The sequence below is a fragment of the Phyllobacterium sp. 1468 genome, from assembly GCF_031455525.1.
GTDB lineage: Bacteria > Pseudomonadota > Alphaproteobacteria > Rhizobiales > Rhizobiaceae > Phyllobacterium.
Genome location: NZ_JAVDSX010000006.1, coordinates 1 through 16,124 on the forward strand (window position 1 = coordinate 1; position 16,124 = coordinate 16,124).

Annotated in this window: 14 protein-coding genes; 11 read left to right on the forward strand and 3 right to left on the reverse strand. The window is 56.0% G+C overall.

Translation table 11 applies throughout. From position 1 onward, the window contains the following. Nucleotides 1-122: 122 nt before the first annotated feature. A complete protein-coding gene (locus J2X72_RS16705; RefSeq protein ID WP_210002586.1) occupies nucleotides 123-1,385 on the reverse strand; it encodes an adenylate/guanylate cyclase domain-containing protein in 1,263 nt (420 codons plus the stop codon). 401 nt (nucleotides 1,386-1,786) lie between these two features. Here J2X72_RS16705 and J2X72_RS16710 point away from each other — a divergent pair, with 401 nt between their 5' ends. The 9 genes from J2X72_RS16710 to J2X72_RS16750 all read left to right on the forward strand — a co-directional run bounded on the left by J2X72_RS16710 (nucleotide 1,787) and on the right by J2X72_RS16750 (nucleotide 10,848). Further along, a complete protein-coding gene (locus J2X72_RS16710) occupies nucleotides 1,787-2,500 on the forward strand; it encodes a type IV secretion system protein (protein ID WP_310073647.1) in 714 nt (237 codons plus the stop codon). Continuing rightward, nucleotides 2,497-3,306 (forward strand): P-type conjugative transfer protein VirB9, encoded by an 810-nt coding sequence (virB9, locus tag J2X72_RS16715; RefSeq protein WP_310073649.1) that lies wholly within the window; start codon nucleotides 2,497-2,499, stop codon nucleotides 3,304-3,306. Before J2X72_RS16710 ends, virB9 begins: the two co-directional genes overlap by 4 nt. A 1-nt stretch (nucleotide 3,307) precedes the next feature. Further along, complete coding sequence (gene virB10 / locus J2X72_RS16720; protein WP_310073651.1) at nucleotides 3,308-4,663, forward strand: type IV secretion system protein VirB10; 1,356 nt, start codon at nucleotides 3,308-3,310, stop codon at nucleotides 4,661-4,663. Further along, on the forward strand, nucleotides 4,660-5,775 hold the full coding sequence (virB11, locus tag J2X72_RS16725) for a P-type DNA transfer ATPase VirB11 (protein WP_310073653.1): 1,116 nt from the start codon (nucleotides 4,660-4,662) through the stop codon (nucleotides 5,773-5,775). Before virB10 ends, virB11 begins: the two co-directional genes overlap by 4 nt. Further along, the gene (locus J2X72_RS16730) at nucleotides 5,772-6,458 is read left to right on the forward strand and encodes a lytic transglycosylase domain-containing protein (RefSeq protein WP_310073655.1); all 687 of its coding nucleotides are present in this window, start codon (nucleotides 5,772-5,774) and stop codon (nucleotides 6,456-6,458) included. The genes virB11 and J2X72_RS16730 overlap by 4 nt, the downstream gene beginning before the upstream one ends. Nucleotides 6,459-6,462: 4 nt before the next feature. Then, nucleotides 6,463-6,759, forward strand: coding sequence for a TrbC/VirB2 family protein (locus tag J2X72_RS16735; RefSeq protein ID WP_210002598.1), 297 nt, complete (start codon nucleotides 6,463-6,465; stop codon nucleotides 6,757-6,759). A 4-nt stretch (nucleotides 6,760-6,763) separates the two neighbouring features. Continuing rightward, on the forward strand, nucleotides 6,764-7,063 hold the full coding sequence (locus J2X72_RS16740; protein ID WP_210002600.1) for a VirB3 family type IV secretion system protein: 300 nt from the start codon (nucleotides 6,764-6,766) through the stop codon (nucleotides 7,061-7,063). Further along, a complete protein-coding gene (locus J2X72_RS16745; RefSeq protein ID WP_310073658.1) occupies nucleotides 7,060-9,492 on the forward strand; it encodes a VirB4 family type IV secretion system protein in 2,433 nt (810 codons plus the stop codon). Before J2X72_RS16740 ends, J2X72_RS16745 begins: the two co-directional genes overlap by 4 nt. A gap of 195 nt (nucleotides 9,493-9,687) precedes the next feature. After that, on the forward strand, nucleotides 9,688-10,848 hold the full coding sequence (locus J2X72_RS16750) for a type IV secretion system protein (protein WP_310073660.1): 1,161 nt from the start codon (nucleotides 9,688-9,690) through the stop codon (nucleotides 10,846-10,848). A gap of 5 nt (nucleotides 10,849-10,853) precedes the next feature. On the opposite strand, the gene J2X72_RS16755 is transcribed toward J2X72_RS16750, so the two are convergent. Further along, complete coding sequence (locus J2X72_RS16755; RefSeq protein WP_310073662.1) at nucleotides 10,854-12,074, reverse strand: glycosyltransferase family 4 protein; 1,221 nt, start codon at nucleotides 12,072-12,074, stop codon at nucleotides 10,854-10,856. Nucleotides 12,075-12,118: 44 nt separating this feature from the next. Then, the gene (locus tag J2X72_RS16760) at nucleotides 12,119-12,688 is read right to left on the reverse strand and encodes a MarR family transcriptional regulator (RefSeq protein WP_112531210.1); all 570 of its coding nucleotides are present in this window, start codon (nucleotides 12,686-12,688) and stop codon (nucleotides 12,119-12,121) included. A gap of 199 nt (nucleotides 12,689-12,887) precedes the next feature. Between J2X72_RS16760 and J2X72_RS16765 the strand changes: the two genes are divergently transcribed. Together J2X72_RS16765 and J2X72_RS16770 are read left to right on the forward strand one after the other, a co-directional pair. Then, complete coding sequence (locus J2X72_RS16765) at nucleotides 12,888-14,657, forward strand: type I secretion system permease/ATPase (protein WP_310073663.1); 1,770 nt, start codon at nucleotides 12,888-12,890, stop codon at nucleotides 14,655-14,657. Beyond that, nucleotides 14,654-16,072, forward strand: coding sequence for an HlyD family type I secretion periplasmic adaptor subunit (locus J2X72_RS16770; protein WP_210002608.1), 1,419 nt, complete (start codon nucleotides 14,654-14,656; stop codon nucleotides 16,070-16,072). Before J2X72_RS16765 ends, J2X72_RS16770 begins: the two co-directional genes overlap by 4 nt. Nucleotides 16,073-16,124 lie beyond the last annotated feature (52 nt).

Consider the following 16,124-nt stretch of genomic DNA (forward strand, 5'->3'; position numbering starts at 1 on the left):
ACCAACCGAAGTGTTCAGAGACCAGCTTGTTGAAATCATATCGCCACCACTATAGCCTACCCTCGCCCGCCGTTGCATTTGAAGTAGAACCCACAATGGCTGAGTGCCCTATCCGCGAATGCCTATTGAGATTGGGCGGCGTGTTGTGCCCGGCCAGCCGCTCTATATTTTTCGAGGATTATCGGATCAATCGTAAACAATTCCTGCGCTCTGCCTACGCCGCGCAGCGCGAACCGGCCGACGGATACCAGTTTTGCGCGCAGTTCTTCTGGCAAAGCTGCGGCGAAACGGTCGGAAAGAAGAACGTCCTGATCAACCGACCTGCACATGGAGGCAATGCGGCTGACTTCGTTGACTGCAGGTCCAACAACGGTAAAGTCCAACCGTGTATCGCTACCGATATTGCCGTAGAAGACCTCGCCGATATGAACGCCAAGATAAACATCCGTCGCGGGCGCACCGCTGGCTTTGCGTGTCTTGTTGAGTACCACAACGCGCTTGCGCAGGTGCATCTGCGCTTTCAATGCAGCGGTAGCCGCGCTTGCTGAATCCTCTTCGGTGAAAATCGCAAGTATGCCATCCCCGATCAGCTTCAATACATCGCCGCCCGCCTCCTGCACCGATGCAATGACGGCTTCAGCGTAGTCGTTCAACATGGGGATGATCGCATCAGGTGCTGCTGCATCGGAGATGCGAGTGTAATCCCGCAAGTCGGAATACCATAGCACCGCCTCGATGCGCTCGGCCGAACCGCGATTGATCCTCCCGGCAAGCACGCGTTTCGCTGCGTCACGGCCGAGATAGACATCGGCCAGTGTTCTGACGATGCGCGTGAGCGAAGCGCATTTGACGGCGAGAGCGAGACCCCTCACCAACCGTCTGAGCGCGTCTACATCCTGCTCGGAGAAACCCTCTGCATCAGCGGTCGACCAGGAGGAATAGAAGCAGTCCATCTCGCCGATGCTGCCTTCGCTCGAAAACCGATTCATGAAAGCGAGATAATCGGTACAACCCTCGCTCTTGAGAGTCGTCAGATGCCGGAAGCGGATATTATCAACCTCGGCAAGCCGATGGCGCATCTCGTCCTCGCCGATTTGCAGGAGATGGTAGAAAGTCGAATTCTGCCAGTTGTCAGCGCTTTCGCCTTGCTGTGAGGAGCCATATTCGATGATAGCTTTCTCGACTTCTCCATCTCGCCGCCATGGGAATGCCCTGCCCTCATATATCGGATGAAGCGTATCCACAAAGGCGCTCGCACGTTCGAGCTGAATGCCTGCAGCGAGGCATCGCGCGCAGAAGCCGTTGAACAGATCCATCTCTGACATGCCCGACAATCCTTGCAGATCAAGCCAGGTTTCGATTTCGACGATATCGGCTTCGTTCATGGTTTTGGCGCTCGCACTGCTCATTGTCCACGGCTTAACACGTTGCGGTTGTTTGAAAAAGATTGGGGTGCCGTATCGTGCCGAAGTTTTTCAATATTTTCAATGAAAGGTATCTTGGTAGAAATACAACTTAACTCACTGTAAATCGTCTAAATTTTGCCCATTTGGTAGCATAGAACGACGATTTCATAATACTTAAGTCTCATTGACAGAACTAGGCCAACTAAATACTCGCATTGTGTTGCAGGCTTTCACAAAGGCCAATTTTCAACTGACTTTGAATTTTAAACCGCATTTTTTGAACGTAAAGCGTATAATTCAACCGATTTAGGCGGAATGATTTTGAATCCAGTGTTTCAAGTGTCGCGTGCGTGCCCCGCGTTATTTTCCAGCTTTTTTCCATGAGCGACCACGCGTCAAAGCATGAAGAGAAAACCGGCCCTGACGCCCGCTATTTTAGCGAGGCGGTCCGCTGGGAAAACGATGTCATCCGTTCGGTCAAACGTTCTCGCTCCATGGCCTGGATCGTCGCCGGTGTCAGCGCACTGCTCGCGGTTACGGCTATGGCTTGTCTGGCGTTGCTCTTGCCCCTGAAGAGCTTTGAGCCCTATGTCATCGAGGTCGACAAGACCACCGGTTTCATGGAGATCAAACGGCCTCTCGCGGAAGGCGATCTGGCACAATCAGAAGCGGTCACAAGGATGAATGTCGTGCGCTACATACGGGCACGGGAGACCTACGATCCTTCTGCAGTACAGGACAATTTCGATATGGCGCAGATGTTGTCGACCGGTGACGCTGCGCGCGACCTTCTGAACCTGTATGCGCCGTCCAGTCCGACCAATCCCGTAAACCGTTTCAGCAACACCACACGGGTACTGCCAACCATCAAATCAATACAAGTCCCCAACAGCCGCACGGCAATCGTGCGGTTTTCGACGCAGCGCGTCGGCCAGGACACGGGACCGGAAGAGCACTGGGTAGCGTTGATGCATTTCCGCTATTCCCATGAACCGATGACCAATGAATGGCGTTTCGACAATCCGCTCGGTTTCCAGATTATCGATTACCGCCGCGATCGGGAAAGTGTACCGGGAAGCGGTGGCCAGCAATGACCGGGCGACTCCTGCAATTGATCGCGCCCCCTATGCGACTGGTGCTGATTGGCGTGAGTCTTGCGGGATCGATGACACAAACGTCTGCAGAGATAGCCCCGCGGCGTGGTGCGGCAGACGCGCGTGTCCGCACGGTCATCTACAGTTCGGCCAATGTGGTTTCCATCGATGCAAGCCACGGCGTCTCGACGATGATCGTGCTGGGGGATGCCGAAAAGATCGAGACCGTGGCGGTGGGTGACAGCCTCTCGTGGAAAATCGAACCCAACAAGCGTGGCAACATTATCTTTCTGAAACCTGTCGAAGCGAAGACGACAACGAATATGAATGTTGTGAGCGACAAACACGTTTACACCTTTATCCTGCGCGCTCACGCGGAATCGGAAGGCGATCAGACATACATGGTCAAATTTCGCTATCCGGATGAAGAGGCCGATTCAAAACTTCTGGCAGAAGCACAACGGCTCGTTTCGGAGCCGAACCGCGACAATTTCCAGTTTCAGGATACCAATACCAACTATAGTTTCCGCGGCGACAGCGAACTCAAACCCACGAACGCTTTTGACGACGGCGTGAAGACCTGGTTTCGCTTTGAAGGCGATATCCCGGCCATTTTTATCGTCGAAGGGGGCAAGCGCGAGATACTCGCCAACTTCCGCCGCGAGGGGGATTACATCGTTGTCGATAAGATCGCCAAGCAGTGGATGCTGCGGCGCGGCGACTATGCGCTCTGCCTTTTCAACTTGAAAAAAAGCGCCCCGGTTGCCTCCGCTGCCAGCAACTCCTCCGACAGAAGGATGAGGTGAGATGCCTGATCCCGATTACCATCTCAATGTAGAACTCGAAGAGGCTGCACGATCAAAGCTGGCCGAGCCGAAGCGTAGTTTGAACAAGACGGCGCTGATCGTGCTGTTCGCGTTGGTCAGCTTGCCACTGCTCGCAATGCCCTTCTGGCTTCAACGTCCGTCAGCGCCTGATAATGTCGATACGGGAGATGAAAACTTGCTGTCGCCAGTCGGCAAAGTTCAATTGGCAGTTCCGCCCGCAGTCAAAGAATCACCGCCTGAGCCAGCAACCGAGGTAGCGAAGCCATCGCAGACCGATGCAGATGCCGCTGCCGAGCGGGCACGACTGCAAGCGGAGGCGGAAGAAGCACGGCGCATGGCGGAGGCGGAGCGGCTGGCGCGGGAATCAGAGACCGACGAGAAAAAGTGGGAACGCTATCGCTCCCCGATGGTGGTGACCGAAACCGGTCAAACCGAAGGACAGGCAGGCGAGCCGCCGAAGCCACCGGCGGATGGGGAGAAAGCAGGCGCTACATTCCAGGACGCCAATCCCAACGGGCAGTTCTTGGCTGCCATGGCAGCCAAGCCGGTTGAAGTTGCAAAGGCCGAACGGACAAAGCGCATCGATGCACTTGTGCCGCAGGGAACGATGATCCGCGGGGTTCTTGAAACGGCCGTGCAGACGGATCTGCCTGGCATGGTGCGGGCCGTGACGACCGAGGATATCTGGTCGTTCGATGGAAGGCGAATTCTCATCCCGGCAGCATCGCGAATGATCGGCGAATACAATGCAGGCGTTGCACAGGGTCAGAATCGCGCCTTCATCGTGTGGACGCGGCTCCTGCGTGCTGACGGCGTTTCAATGAATCTCGGTTCGATCGGCACCGATGAACTCGGTCGGTCGGGATCAGCTGGTGATGTCAACAACCACTACCTGAAGCGGTTTGGCGCCGCAGGCGTGCTGAGCATCATCAGTGCGGGTACGCAATTGATGGCGGCTGGCAGCACGCACAAGACCACCTACACCGGACCCATACAGACGCTGGTTCCTGATGCTAAGTATCCCGGCGGCTTCAGGTCGGTTACGACCTATCCGGACAATGATGATCGGACCGGCGATTTGGCCATGCAAGGCGCTGCGCTTGCGGTCCAGAATTTCACGCAGCTCGCCCAGGAGGCCCTGAAGGCACAGATCAACATCCCGCCAACTATTACCATTGATCAGGGAACACCGGTGTCGATTTTCGTGCGGCGCGATCTCGATTTCTCCGAACTTTACCCGGATCCGGTCATGCAGAAGCTCAAGGAGCTAAAGAAGGGACGCGGCTGGGATACCGGAGAAGGTACACAGCCAGTCTACAAAGGGGGCACGCCGTGAGCCTTGCAGCACCCCTCTCCGCATTGATCGATTTGGCGTTTGCGCCCCTGCGCCACTTTCTTCAAACGCCGGATGTTGTCGAGATATGCATCAATCAGCCCGGCGCAGTGTTCATCGAACAGGCGGGGGGAAGCTCGGGCGCGGCGATGGTGCGCCATGCGGTGCCTGAACTGACGGCCGAACGAATCCGATTCATGGCGGAACGCGTTGCCGCGGCGAGTCACCAATTCGTCAATGACGAAGAGCCGCTATTGTCGGCCGCTCTGCCGGACGGCGCGCGTATCCAGGTTGTACTGCCGCCTGCCGCGCCGCAAGGGGGTGCCATTGTCCTCCGCCGGCAGGTCGCCCGCAGCCTTTTCCTTTCCGATTACGCGGCTTCAGGGGCGTTGGACTCGGCTCTGGTGACGGATAGCGAGCATCAGTTGACAGACGACGAAGACGATCTATGCAAATTGCTCGCTGCAGGGAATATCTGGACGTTTCTGCGTGAAGCCGTGCAACGTCGCGTGTCCATTATGGTTTCTGGTGGCACGGGCTCTGGTAAGACAACCTTTTTAAATGCGCTAATGCAGGAGATCCCGTCGCACGAGCGGCTGATTACCATCGAGGATACCCCGGAACTGACGCCTCCGCAGGAGAATCATGTCCGTCTTATCGCGACGCGCGGCAGTCAAAATATTGCCCGCATCGAGCCGCGTCACCTGGTCGAGGCATCCCTGCGCATGCGGCCGGATCGATTGTTGCTTGGTGAGGTCCGGGGTGGCGAGGCCCTTGATTTTCTCCAGGCAATCAATACCGGCCACCCCGGCTCGCTCTCGACCGTCCATGCCAACTCTCCGTCTGCCGCCTACACGCGGCTGGCGCTTCTCGTTATGCAAAGCGGCGCCGGCGGCGGGCTAGGTCTCAGCAAGACCGAGATCATCGATACGCTGCGCACGACATTGCCACTGGTCATCCAGCTTGGCCGTCGGGATGGCCGTCCAGGCGTTGTTACGGAGATCTTCTACGATCCCTTCGTTCGCGCCAATCTGCAGCGGCCGGTCGCACTTATGAGCAACGATCTAACCAGATTCGAGAACGCTGGGATCGTTTCGATAGGTCGAAGCCAATGAACAGGCGCGTTTTGTTTACCGCTATCGGCGTCGTTTTGGGCTCGGCTTTCTGCAGCTCGGGACATGCTGCCTCCGGCGAACAGCCTCTGAAGGTTACAGTCGTTCAAGACGACATGGTTTCGAACACGAACGCCGCACCGGCACCACTGCCCTCTGCGGCGGCGCCCTGCAAGCTTGCGTCTCCAATCGATTCAGTTCAGGGCGAGGCCATTGTTCGCAAGGTTGCCGGAGAGGAACGCTTCGACCTTGATCTTGTACTGGCGATCGCCCGCCAAGAGAGTGGCTTTCGCATGAACAGCGTCTCAAGTGCGGGCGCAGTCGGTTTGATGCAATTGATGCCGGCAACGGCGAAGCGTTTTGATGTCGATATCTGCGATCCTGAAGACAATGTGCGCGGCGCGATCCGTTATCTGCGTCTGCTGCAGAAGAGGTACCAAAACCCGCTCTATGTGCTGGCGGCCTATAATGCCGGTGAAGGGGCTGTCGAGCAAAGCCGCGGCGTCCCGCTTTATCCGGAAACCGTTCGTTACGTCTCTGCCATTCTCACCGATCTCTATGGATGGAAGCCACTTGAACCGCCGACAGCGAAGGCGGGTGGGGACGGCACCATCAACAAACAAGAAAAGCCCGAGGATGGCAGTCGGGAAACGTGGTCCCAAGGATTCGTTCTTCATGTGGAGTAATTCAATGTTTTTACGTAAAACAATTTTCAAAGCTTCCGTACTGTTATTATTCTCGATTTTTGCCGGGGATGCCTTTGCACAAAGTCTACAGCCGGTAACAGGTGTGCTGCAGACCCTTATTTCAATTCTCACAGGCCCAATTGCCTCCATGCTCGCAATCCTGGCTGTCATCAGCTGCGGCTTTCTGGCCTGGTCGGGACGCTTCACCTGGAGCATTGCGGGTTCCGTAATTATGGGGATTGTGCTGGTGTTCGGCTCGACGCAGATCGTGGCGTTCTTTCAGAGCGCTTTGGGTCATTGACTAGATGACCGAGGATGCGCCGGACATGACCCCGCTGGTCAAGGCCCTGACGAGAGCACCGACGCTTTTTGGCGTGCCGTACATGTATGCCATGTTCAACATGGTGGTAACCGCGGTGGTCTTCCTCGCAACCAAGAGCCTCTTCACGCTATTTCTGGTTTTGCCTATCCATAGTTTCGGCTACTTCCTCACGCTACGCGACGAGCAGATTTTCAACATTCTCCGGGTGAAAGGCGCAAGGACACCACCGCAGTCGAAAGTCCTGTGGGGCGTTAAAAGCTATGCACCGGGGGACCAGACATGATGTCCCCTCTGGTGCGCAAGGAGATGCGTTTTGGAGCACAAGCCAAGCGGGAGCGTTCCGTTGCCACACACGTTCCTTACGCACGCCATGTCGATGACACGGTGTTGCGCACCAAGGACGGGCTGCTCTTATGTATGCTGAAGCTCGATGGCTTTTGTTTCGAGACTGCGGACATGGCGCAAATCAATGGCAAGCTTGAGGGGCGCAATACGATCCTGCGTTCACTCGGCAGCAGTCGCTACGCGGTCTATGGTCACATGATCCGGCGCCGGCTCGAGCCGAAGCTCGAGGGCGAATTCGACAATCAATTTGCAGCTGAACTGAACCGCCGATATATGGCGCAGCTCGAAGAACGGCGCATGTTCGTCAACGAGATGTATATCACCATCGTCCGCCGTCCTTTGCGCGGTCAGGTCGGATTGATAGACAGCTTGACGCGCAGCCTGTTTGCTCACCGTGGCACCAAAGGCCAGGCGAAGGGTGCCCGGCTGGGAGAGGATGAGGAGCTTCGCGAACTGCACGACGCTGTTCTAGGTGTGCGTGAGGTCCTGCAGGATTATCAGGCGCGTGTGCTCGGTATCCGTGAATCTGCACCAGGGAACTATTTCTCCGAGCCGCTGGAATTTCTGGTTCAGATACTCAACGGGCTTGATCCAGTTTCGATGCGTTTGCCGCGCATGCCGCTCGATGGTGCGCTTGCGATGAAGCGGCTCCACTTCGGACGCAATGCTGTAGAGTTCGTCGGCGCTACACCGCCAAGAGACTCACGGCTAGGTGCCATGCTGTCGGTGCGCGAATATCCGTCCTATACGGGCCCTCTCCTTCTCGACGGCCTGCTGAAGGTTCCGCACGAATTTATCGTCAGCCAGAGTTTTTCCATTGTCGACAAGCCCGTGGCGCAGAACCAGATGGAGCGTGTCTACCGCCAGATTTCCATGGCCGATGAGGCCGGTTCGATTGTCGGAAATCAACTCGCCGGGGCACGCAATGAGCTTTTGAGCTCGCGCTCCATCTATGGCGAACACCACCTGTCGGTCATGTGTCTCGGCGGTGACAAAGCCGAACTCGATCGCTGCATCCGCTCCGTCGGAGCTACGCTCACCGATCAATCCATTATCTGGCTGCGCGAGGATCTGAACTGCGAACCAGCATTCTGGGCGCAGTTGCCGGGCAATTTTTCGTATATCGCCCGGTCGGCGATGATTTCGTCGAAGAATTTTGCCGGGTTTCTGTCGTTGCACAATTTTCCCAGCGGCCAGAAGGAAAGCAATCACTGGGGCAGCGCCATCTCACTGCTGGAGACAACCAGCCAAAGCGCATATTTCTTTAATTTTCACGTCAGAGATCTCGGTAATTTCACTATGGTGGGGCCGTCCGGCTCCGGCAAGACGGTGGCCCTTTCGTTTCTGATGGCGCAGTCGCAGCGCATCAAACCAACGCCACGCTGCATTTTTTTCGACAAGGATCGCGGCGGCGAAATTTTCATTCGAGCACTAGGAGGCAACTACGAAGTCCTTCAACCAGGTGCGCCGACGGGGTTCAATCCCCTCGCCCTGCCCGACACAGCGGGAAATCGCGAGTTTCTGTTCCAGTTGTTTTCGTTGATGCTGCGCCGCCCGGATGGTTTGTCGCTGCCTGCCAGCGAGGAAAGCGTCATCCGCGCAGCCATTGGACAGATCATGTCGACCGGGTCGGATAGCCGGTCGCTGCCGGCCTTTGCAACTTTGCTGCGTGGCCGGATACGCGCCGGCGATGACGATCTTCTGGCCCGGTTCGAGAAATGGCTTCGCCCTGATCAATTGGGCTGGTTGTTCAACAATCCGCAAGATCGGTTCACATGGTCGGAGATTTCAGGCTTCGACATGACGAAAATCCTGGACGATCCCCTCACCCGCAGCGCCGCGCTGATGTATATTTTTCATCGGTTGGATGAATTGCTCAACGGCAATCCTGTCCTGATTTTTCTGGATGAAGGTTGGCGGCTACTCGAAGATCCGGTGTTCGCGTCCTTCATCCGTGACAAAATGAAGACAATCCGCAAGTTCAACGGAATTATCGGTTTCGGTACACAAAGCGCCTCGGATATCGTCAATTCCCAGATCGCCAATACAATAATCGAACAAAGTGCGACGCATATTTTCTTTCCCAACCCACGCGCCGATCTGGAAAGTCACGGCAGTGGGCTTGGCCTCTCGTCGAGGGAAGTCGAATGGATCAAGACAACGGATCCGGCAAGCCGCTCCTTCCTGATCAAACACGGTCAGGAATCAGTGATAGCCAGACTTCGTCTGAACGGTATGGACGATCTATTGAAGGTGCTTTCCGGCCGGGCCGAAACAGTCCACGAACTGACGGTTCTGCGCGAACAGCTCGGGGATGATCCAAAACAATGGCTGCCGGTGCTTTGCGGGCAAGGAGACAAGCCTTGAGAATAATACCCGTTATCGCTGTGCTTTTCGCCGCTGCAATGTGCGTGGGGTGCGGAGGCGGTCATAAACTGAAGACGCCTTGCGACCTGCCCGCCTCGGCCTTGTCCTATGGTGCCCGGGACTGCGGCCCGCTGCGACCCGTCAACGAGGCGTTCGACATTGTCATCCGGCCGCCAAAGCCATCGGGAGTGTCCAGTGGAGGGAGCTAATTCTATAGCCGCACTATCGAGTAACATCGACAGCCTGGGGACAAATTTTACGGCTGCTACCTACGGCGTCTTCGCCTTTTATCTCACACCCGTCATGGCCGCGCTGTTCACGCTTTACCTGATCTTTTGGGGATTCCGGTTCTGGCAGGGACAGGGTGGCAGCATCGCCGGTATGGTGTTCAAGCTCGTCCGCATAGCCATCATCTTCTCGCTCGTGACCGCATGGGGACCTTTTCAGGTCGCGCTGTACGGACTTTTCACCAACGCGCCCTACATGGTGAGTTCCGTCATGCTCAACAATATTGTCAATCCTCGCAGTGGCAAAGCCATGGGATTTAGCACTCTCGCCAACGACCTCAACTCTGTCTACGGTTTCGCGCTGACTGCGTCAGCCAAAATCGAACAGTCGGCAGTCGCGGCAGCCCCCTCTCTGCCTCAACCGGGTCCGGAACAAGGCAGTCCGCCAAACCCGGCAAAATCAAGCCCGATTGCGCAAACAAAAAATCCCGCGGAAAATCCGCTGACAATTCCATTGAGTTCATCGGTGCAGGCAGCGATCGTGTGGATTGCCGCCGCCTTGTTCGTTGGCTATGCGGTTGCCCTCCTCTTGTTTGCAAAAGTTGCGTTGTGGATCATGCTTGCGCTCGCTCCATTTTTTATCGTGTTGCTGATGTTCCAAATCCCGTCACGGTACTTTTCCGGCTGGCTCACGGGCACGATCCAGATAATCCTGATACCGATCTTTCTGACAACCTTCCTCAGTTTCTACAATATCGGTATACAGGATGTCGTGAAAGCGCTGGTGTTAAGCCTTGCAAAGGGCAGCATACCTGCCATGAAGGATGCCGGTCCCTTTGTGCTCGTTTGTCTGACGGGATTTTTCTTGCTTATTCAGATCGTGCCGCTCAGCGGCCGAATTGCGACAAGCAGCCAGGAATGGTTTACCAATCTTGCGTCTCACGCGGGCAATGCCAGCAGACACGTCGTCGGTTCTATGGCCGCAGGACGTGGTGTCCGCAATTCATCTGGAAACACTTCAATGGCTTCTGCGCCTGCACAACTTTCGCACGAACACACGGGCGAAACGAACCTGCGCGAGGTGCAAGACAGAAATGCGGCGGTCAATCGGCAAAGCAGAAACCGATAGCGGGGTCATGCAGCTTTGACGACGGAATTGATCAGAGCTTTCTGCCGCGAAAGACAATCCACCAGTCGGAAGCGATTCTCGATCGTCTTACGGGCAGCGATGCGTAGCGGCAGAAAATCCTCAGGCTTTTGGAGGACTCGAAGGATCGTATCGGCCAAAGCATCGGTATCAAAAAATGGCACGAGGAGGCCATTCGTCCCGGATCGGACAATTTCCTGAACCGGCTGCGTATCAGAGCCGATTATCAGGGCGCCACAAGACATTGCTTCGATCACTGACCACGACAGCACGAAAGGATATGTCAGGTAGATATGAGCAGTTGATATCTGGTAGAGCTTACGCAAGAGATCGTGCGAAATGGCCCCGGGAAAAACGATTCTGTCCGGCGGAATGTCATGGCTGGCGAGTAGCGCATCCTTCCAGGAGCCTCCACCAGGTGGTGGCGTTCCATAACTGACGCCATTGCCGCCGACAAATACGAAAAGCGCATCCGGATTTTGGCGTATGACCTTTGCCGCCGCCGCGAGTGCTTGCGGAAAACCGCGATAGGGTTCGAGGTCTCGAGCGACGAAAGTGATGATCGGCGGATCGCCCGCTTTCAACAAGCGCCCATCGGGCAGCCGCAGCGACGCGTTGCGGTCAGGGCGGAAAATTTCCGTATCGACGCCCTCATGGCAGACAGCTATCCGACTTCGGGCAAAGACCGGATAAAGACTCTTTTGCCAGTGGGTAGGGCTGATCCCGCCGTCGATCGCTTCCAGTGAGAGAAGCTGCGCGACATTGCGCAGTCTCAATCGTTTACGGGTTTCGGCGTCCGGATGATCATCGGGTGCAAAACCGACGTCGGCGCCCTCGGCCTTGTAGAAAAATTCGCAATAGCCGATAGCCGGCACTTTTGGCAGGATATCCTTGACGAACATCATGCTACCCCAGCCTATATGACCGATGACGATATCCGGCCGTTCGCCATGGCGCACCATCGCATCGAATGTTTCCGCGACACGGTGACCAATGCGGACATGGTGGTCCGGAATGCCCAGATGCCTGGCCATCCGGGCATCTGCCCGGGGGCCAGGTTCTGCACGGTGCAAGATCACGCGAACCGACGGGAGGCGTCGGTCCACGGTCTCACAAATAAGGCTGACATCATGCCCGCTCGTTGCAAGATGCTCAGCCAAGGCTGCGAATTGGCCAAAACCACGCCTGTGAACTAAGGCCACATGCATGAAATCAGCCCCTTCCGGGACTCAAAAGACTGATCGAAGCCGAGTTAGATGCCATAACGCGCGGCATTGCCCCAAACTAGCTCTAGCCTGTGCAGCGTCTGGAACGCGATTTCGAGATTGCGGAGATCATCGGCATCTCTGGCAAGAACGCGATTATATGCCCCGCCAGCGTCACGCAGATTGGCGCAAAGCTGTTCTCCCTTTTCCGTCAATCGAATCCTTGCAGACCGTTTGTCCCGCTGTGAAGCGACCCTGTCGATGTAACCCCCATCGGCAAGCTGTTTCAGGTAGTAGGAAATGTTCGAACCGACATAGTGCCCCCGGTCCAGCAATTCCCCAACGGAGAGTTCGACGTCGCCGATTGCCATCAGGACCATTGCCTGTGCCGGACCGACGTCTTCAATCCCCAGTTTCGTCATTTCTGTTCTGAGCAGACTGGCGAAACGGCGATTTACTCTCTCAATCATTCGAGCTAGCTCGAAGTGTGTAACTACGACCGTATGAACCGGGTGTCTATGTCCCTGTTTTTCCGCTGTAATTTCGGGGAAATCGGCGGCGTAATATCCATCAATAGATGTTTCGACTTCCACTCCTTCGTGCAGAAGTTTCTGTATCATCTTTGTCTCCATGGTCATTTTACTTCAAATTTTGAAGTAAGTTGCGAGTGTATTTTCGGTGCTCCTTCGCTATTTCCCCCATCATATAAACTTTTTTCTGTCACATTCTGCACGGTATTACTTTACTAGTCTCTGGTCTTAGACCAAGGTCGTTGGGGCTAACTGGCAGCTGTGTCATTTCCAAGGCAGATTACACATGAATGATACTCGTCAAATCGATACAAATGGCAAGAGCCATGTGGGAAAAAAAGCGACGACGCCGGAAGTCCCGACGCCGCAAGCGCTGATTTTCAAGGCCCGCCGGGTTTTTCTGGCGGGTCTCCTCTACGCCGTATTACTTAGTTTCTGTATCAGCCTTTTGCAACTTACGGTACCCCTTTACATGTTGCAGGTGCATGACAGGGTATTGAACAGCCGCAGCACCGACACTCTGCTTATGCTGACGATCCTGGCTGTGGGCGCTTTGCTGGTATACGGCATTCTCGAATTTATCCGGGCTTTGTCGTTTCAGGCCATGGGCAGCGCGCTGGTGCGCCGGCTAAATCTGCCGATTCTGACAGCCGCCGTGCAGGCGTCAGTGGATCAGGGCCTTCCCAAGGCCACGCAATCCTTGCGCGATCTCACCGAGCTGCGTACCTTTTTGACTTCCTCCGCGGTAAGCGCGCCACTGGATGCAGCCTGGTCGCCTATCTTTCTCGCCGTGCTCTTTCTGTTGCACCCGGTTTTCGGGATCATCGGGGTCGTGGGGGTGATCATCCTTGTTTGTTGCGGCGTAGTTACTGATCTCTTAACCCGCAGCCTCCTCAAGGATGCAAATCAGGCCAACATTGAGGCCATTTCAAAAATCGGTGCAACGCTGCGGCACGCCGAAGCCATCGAGGCGATGGGAATGTTACCCGCTCTGGCAAGACGCTGGCGGGGTTTGCAGATGAATGCGCTGGATCTGCTCGATCTTGGAGGGACCCGCAGTCGGGCGATGGCGTCCATTGCGCGCACATTGCGCTTCATCATCCAGGTCGCAACGCTGGGCGCAGGAACCCTGCTGGCGATGGAACAGGCGATCTCACCCGGTGCAATGATCGCGACCAGCATTATCGTTGGTCGGCTGCTGATGCCGTTTGACCATGTGGTCGAGACCTGGCGTCAATGGGTGAACGCGGTTGGCAACTGGAAACGCATCCAGGCCCTGCTTGCACAAAATCTTGCTGTGCGCCAGACAATGCCAACGCCCCGGCCTCATGGCGACCTGATCATCGACAAGCTGGTCTATGCGGCTCCGGGTGTCGAGATGCCGATCATCAAGGGTATTTCCTTCAGCCTGTCGCCAGGCGAAGTACTTGGCATTGTCGGCCCATCCGCCGCCGGCAAATCGACACTTGCACGACTCATGATCGGGATCGTCAAGCCGACATCGGGCGGCGTATTTCTCGACGGGAACAATGTCTATCTCTGGGAACGTGGCTCCTTCGGAGAGATTGCCGGCTATCTGCCGCAATCGGTGGCACTGCTTGAAGGCACCATCCAGGATAATATCGCGCGGATGGGCGACGGTGATCCGCATCGTGTGCTCGAAGCGGCGCGGCTTGCCGATGTTCATGAAATGATCGGGCGGCTGCCACTTGGTTACGACACGCCGGTGGGTGACGGGAAGTTGACGCTTTCCGGCGGTCAACGTCAACGCATCGGCCTCGCCCGTTGCCTCTACAATCGTCCTCGCCTGATCGTTCTTGATGAGCCGAACGCCAATCTCGATGCAGTCGGCGAAAGAGCGCTGATGCGCGCGATCGAACAGGCCCGTGATGATGGAGCGATCGTGGTGATGATTGCCCACCGTCCAACAATCATGCAGGTGGCTGACAAACTGCTCGTATTGGAGAACGGGCGCATCACACAGTTCGGCCCTCGCACGGACGTCGTGTCGTCCATTACCCCGACCGGTCCAAAAATGGGAGCCACCGCATCATGACGGGCAACACGAATCTGCAGAAACGCGCCCCTCAACTATTGGCGCCGCGTACCGTGTCGGGCGGCGAAACCCTCCCCACCAAGTTCGGGTCCGTCCGTCCGGAATGGGTCACCGATCTCGAGCGGGAAGATAGAAAGTCCCCCCTGCGCAAGTTGATCATCGCAGGTGTGTCAACGATTTTGATCGCGTTTGGCGGGTTTTTTGGATGGGCCTATTCTGCAGAACTTGGCAGTGCTGCCGTTTCACTCGGAACTGTGATCGTCGATTCGAAGCGAAAGACAGTCAGTCATCTCGAGGGGGGCATCCTCGATCGTTTGCTGGTGCAGGAAGGCGATGAAGTGAAAGTCGGTCAGCCGCTCGTCCGCCTTGACGACACCAAGGCCCGGTCCGAATTGCAATCCCTGCAGAGCCGCCGGGTGGGGCTTATCGCAAAGTTAGCCCGGCTGCGTGCCGAGCAGGCAGGAGAGACTGAAATCATATTTCCGCAGAACTTCGGCGAAATGGGCGATATTTCCGCTGAGAGTGCAATAAGGGCTGAGAGAATATTCTTTGAGAAACGCTACGCGCAAAAAATGAGCCGCGTGGACATACAGAAGAAAACGATTGAGCAATATACGGAGCAAGCGAAATCGTCCGATGCGCAGATGGCAGCGACAGACCGACAGATCGAGTTGATCAATGAACAACGTGAGGCGATCGCCGGGCTTGTTAAAAAAGGCTTTGCCCAGAAGTCGAAGTTGACCGAAATCGACACCAGATTGAGCGAACTCGCGGGAACCCGCGGAGAGTATGCGGGTGACAAAGCCAAGGCCGAGCAGGCAAAAGCAGGCGCGGAATTTTCTCTCATAGGTATTGAAAGCGATCTGCAATCGGAGATTGCAGGAGAAATCACGACGAGCCAGGTTGATCTTGCCGACACTGAAGAGCGCATCGTGGCGGCCAAAGACGTCATGCGCCGTGTCGAAATACGCTCGCCGCAGGCAGGCGTCGTCGCCAATATCCGTTTGCGGACACCTGGCGGTGTGGTCGCCGCTGGTGAAGCCATACTCGATATCGTTCCGGAAAATGAACCGCTGGTTATCGAAATGAAAATCAGCCCGCGCGACATCGACAGCGTGATTGTCAGTTCGCCGGTGCAGGTTCGCCTGACAGCCTATAACCAGCGTTCGCTGTCGCCGCTCGACGGCAAAGTCACTTACGTCGCCGCGGATCAGGTTATCGATGAAAAGACCGATACGGCGTACTTCGTGGCGCGTGCGGAAATCGCTGCTCAATCGCTGGCTTCCAACCCGACGATCAAACTTTACCCGGGGATGCCAGCCGAGGTGCTGATCGTCCACAAGCCGCGCAAAGCGATCGAGTACATCATTTCCCCCATCTCCGACAGCTTTAACCGCGCCTTCAGAGAGGATTAATTTGGATATTCTCACCGCAGTGCACCATGTTTAGAGATATTTCAAATTTCAA

Coding starts and splice junctions, on each gene's coding strand:
- J2X72_RS16705 (WP_210002586.1), bottom strand. CDS start 1,385: ATGAACGAAGCCGATATCGTCGAAATCGAAACCTGGCTTGATCTGCAA.
- J2X72_RS16710 (WP_310073647.1), top strand. CDS start 1,787: ATGAGCGACCACGCGTCAAAGCATGAAGAGAAAACCGGCCCTGACGCC.
- virB9 (WP_310073649.1), top strand. CDS start 2,497: ATGACCGGGCGACTCCTGCAATTGATCGCGCCCCCTATGCGACTGGTG.
- virB10 (WP_310073651.1), top strand. CDS start 3,308: ATGCCTGATCCCGATTACCATCTCAATGTAGAACTCGAAGAGGCTGCA.
- J2X72_RS16730 (WP_310073655.1), top strand. CDS start 5,772: ATGAACAGGCGCGTTTTGTTTACCGCTATCGGCGTCGTTTTGGGCTCG.
- J2X72_RS16735 (WP_210002598.1), top strand. CDS start 6,463: ATGTTTTTACGTAAAACAATTTTCAAAGCTTCCGTACTGTTATTATTC.
- J2X72_RS16740 (WP_210002600.1), top strand. CDS start 6,764: ATGACCGAGGATGCGCCGGACATGACCCCGCTGGTCAAGGCCCTGACG.
- J2X72_RS16745 (WP_310073658.1), top strand. CDS start 7,060: ATGATGTCCCCTCTGGTGCGCAAGGAGATGCGTTTTGGAGCACAAGCC.
- J2X72_RS16755 (WP_310073662.1), bottom strand. CDS start 12,074: ATGCATGTGGCCTTAGTTCACAGGCGTGGTTTTGGCCAATTCGCAGCC.
- J2X72_RS16765 (WP_310073663.1), top strand. CDS start 12,888: ATGAATGATACTCGTCAAATCGATACAAATGGCAAGAGCCATGTGGGA.
- J2X72_RS16770 (WP_210002608.1), top strand. CDS start 14,654: ATGACGGGCAACACGAATCTGCAGAAACGCGCCCCTCAACTATTGGCG.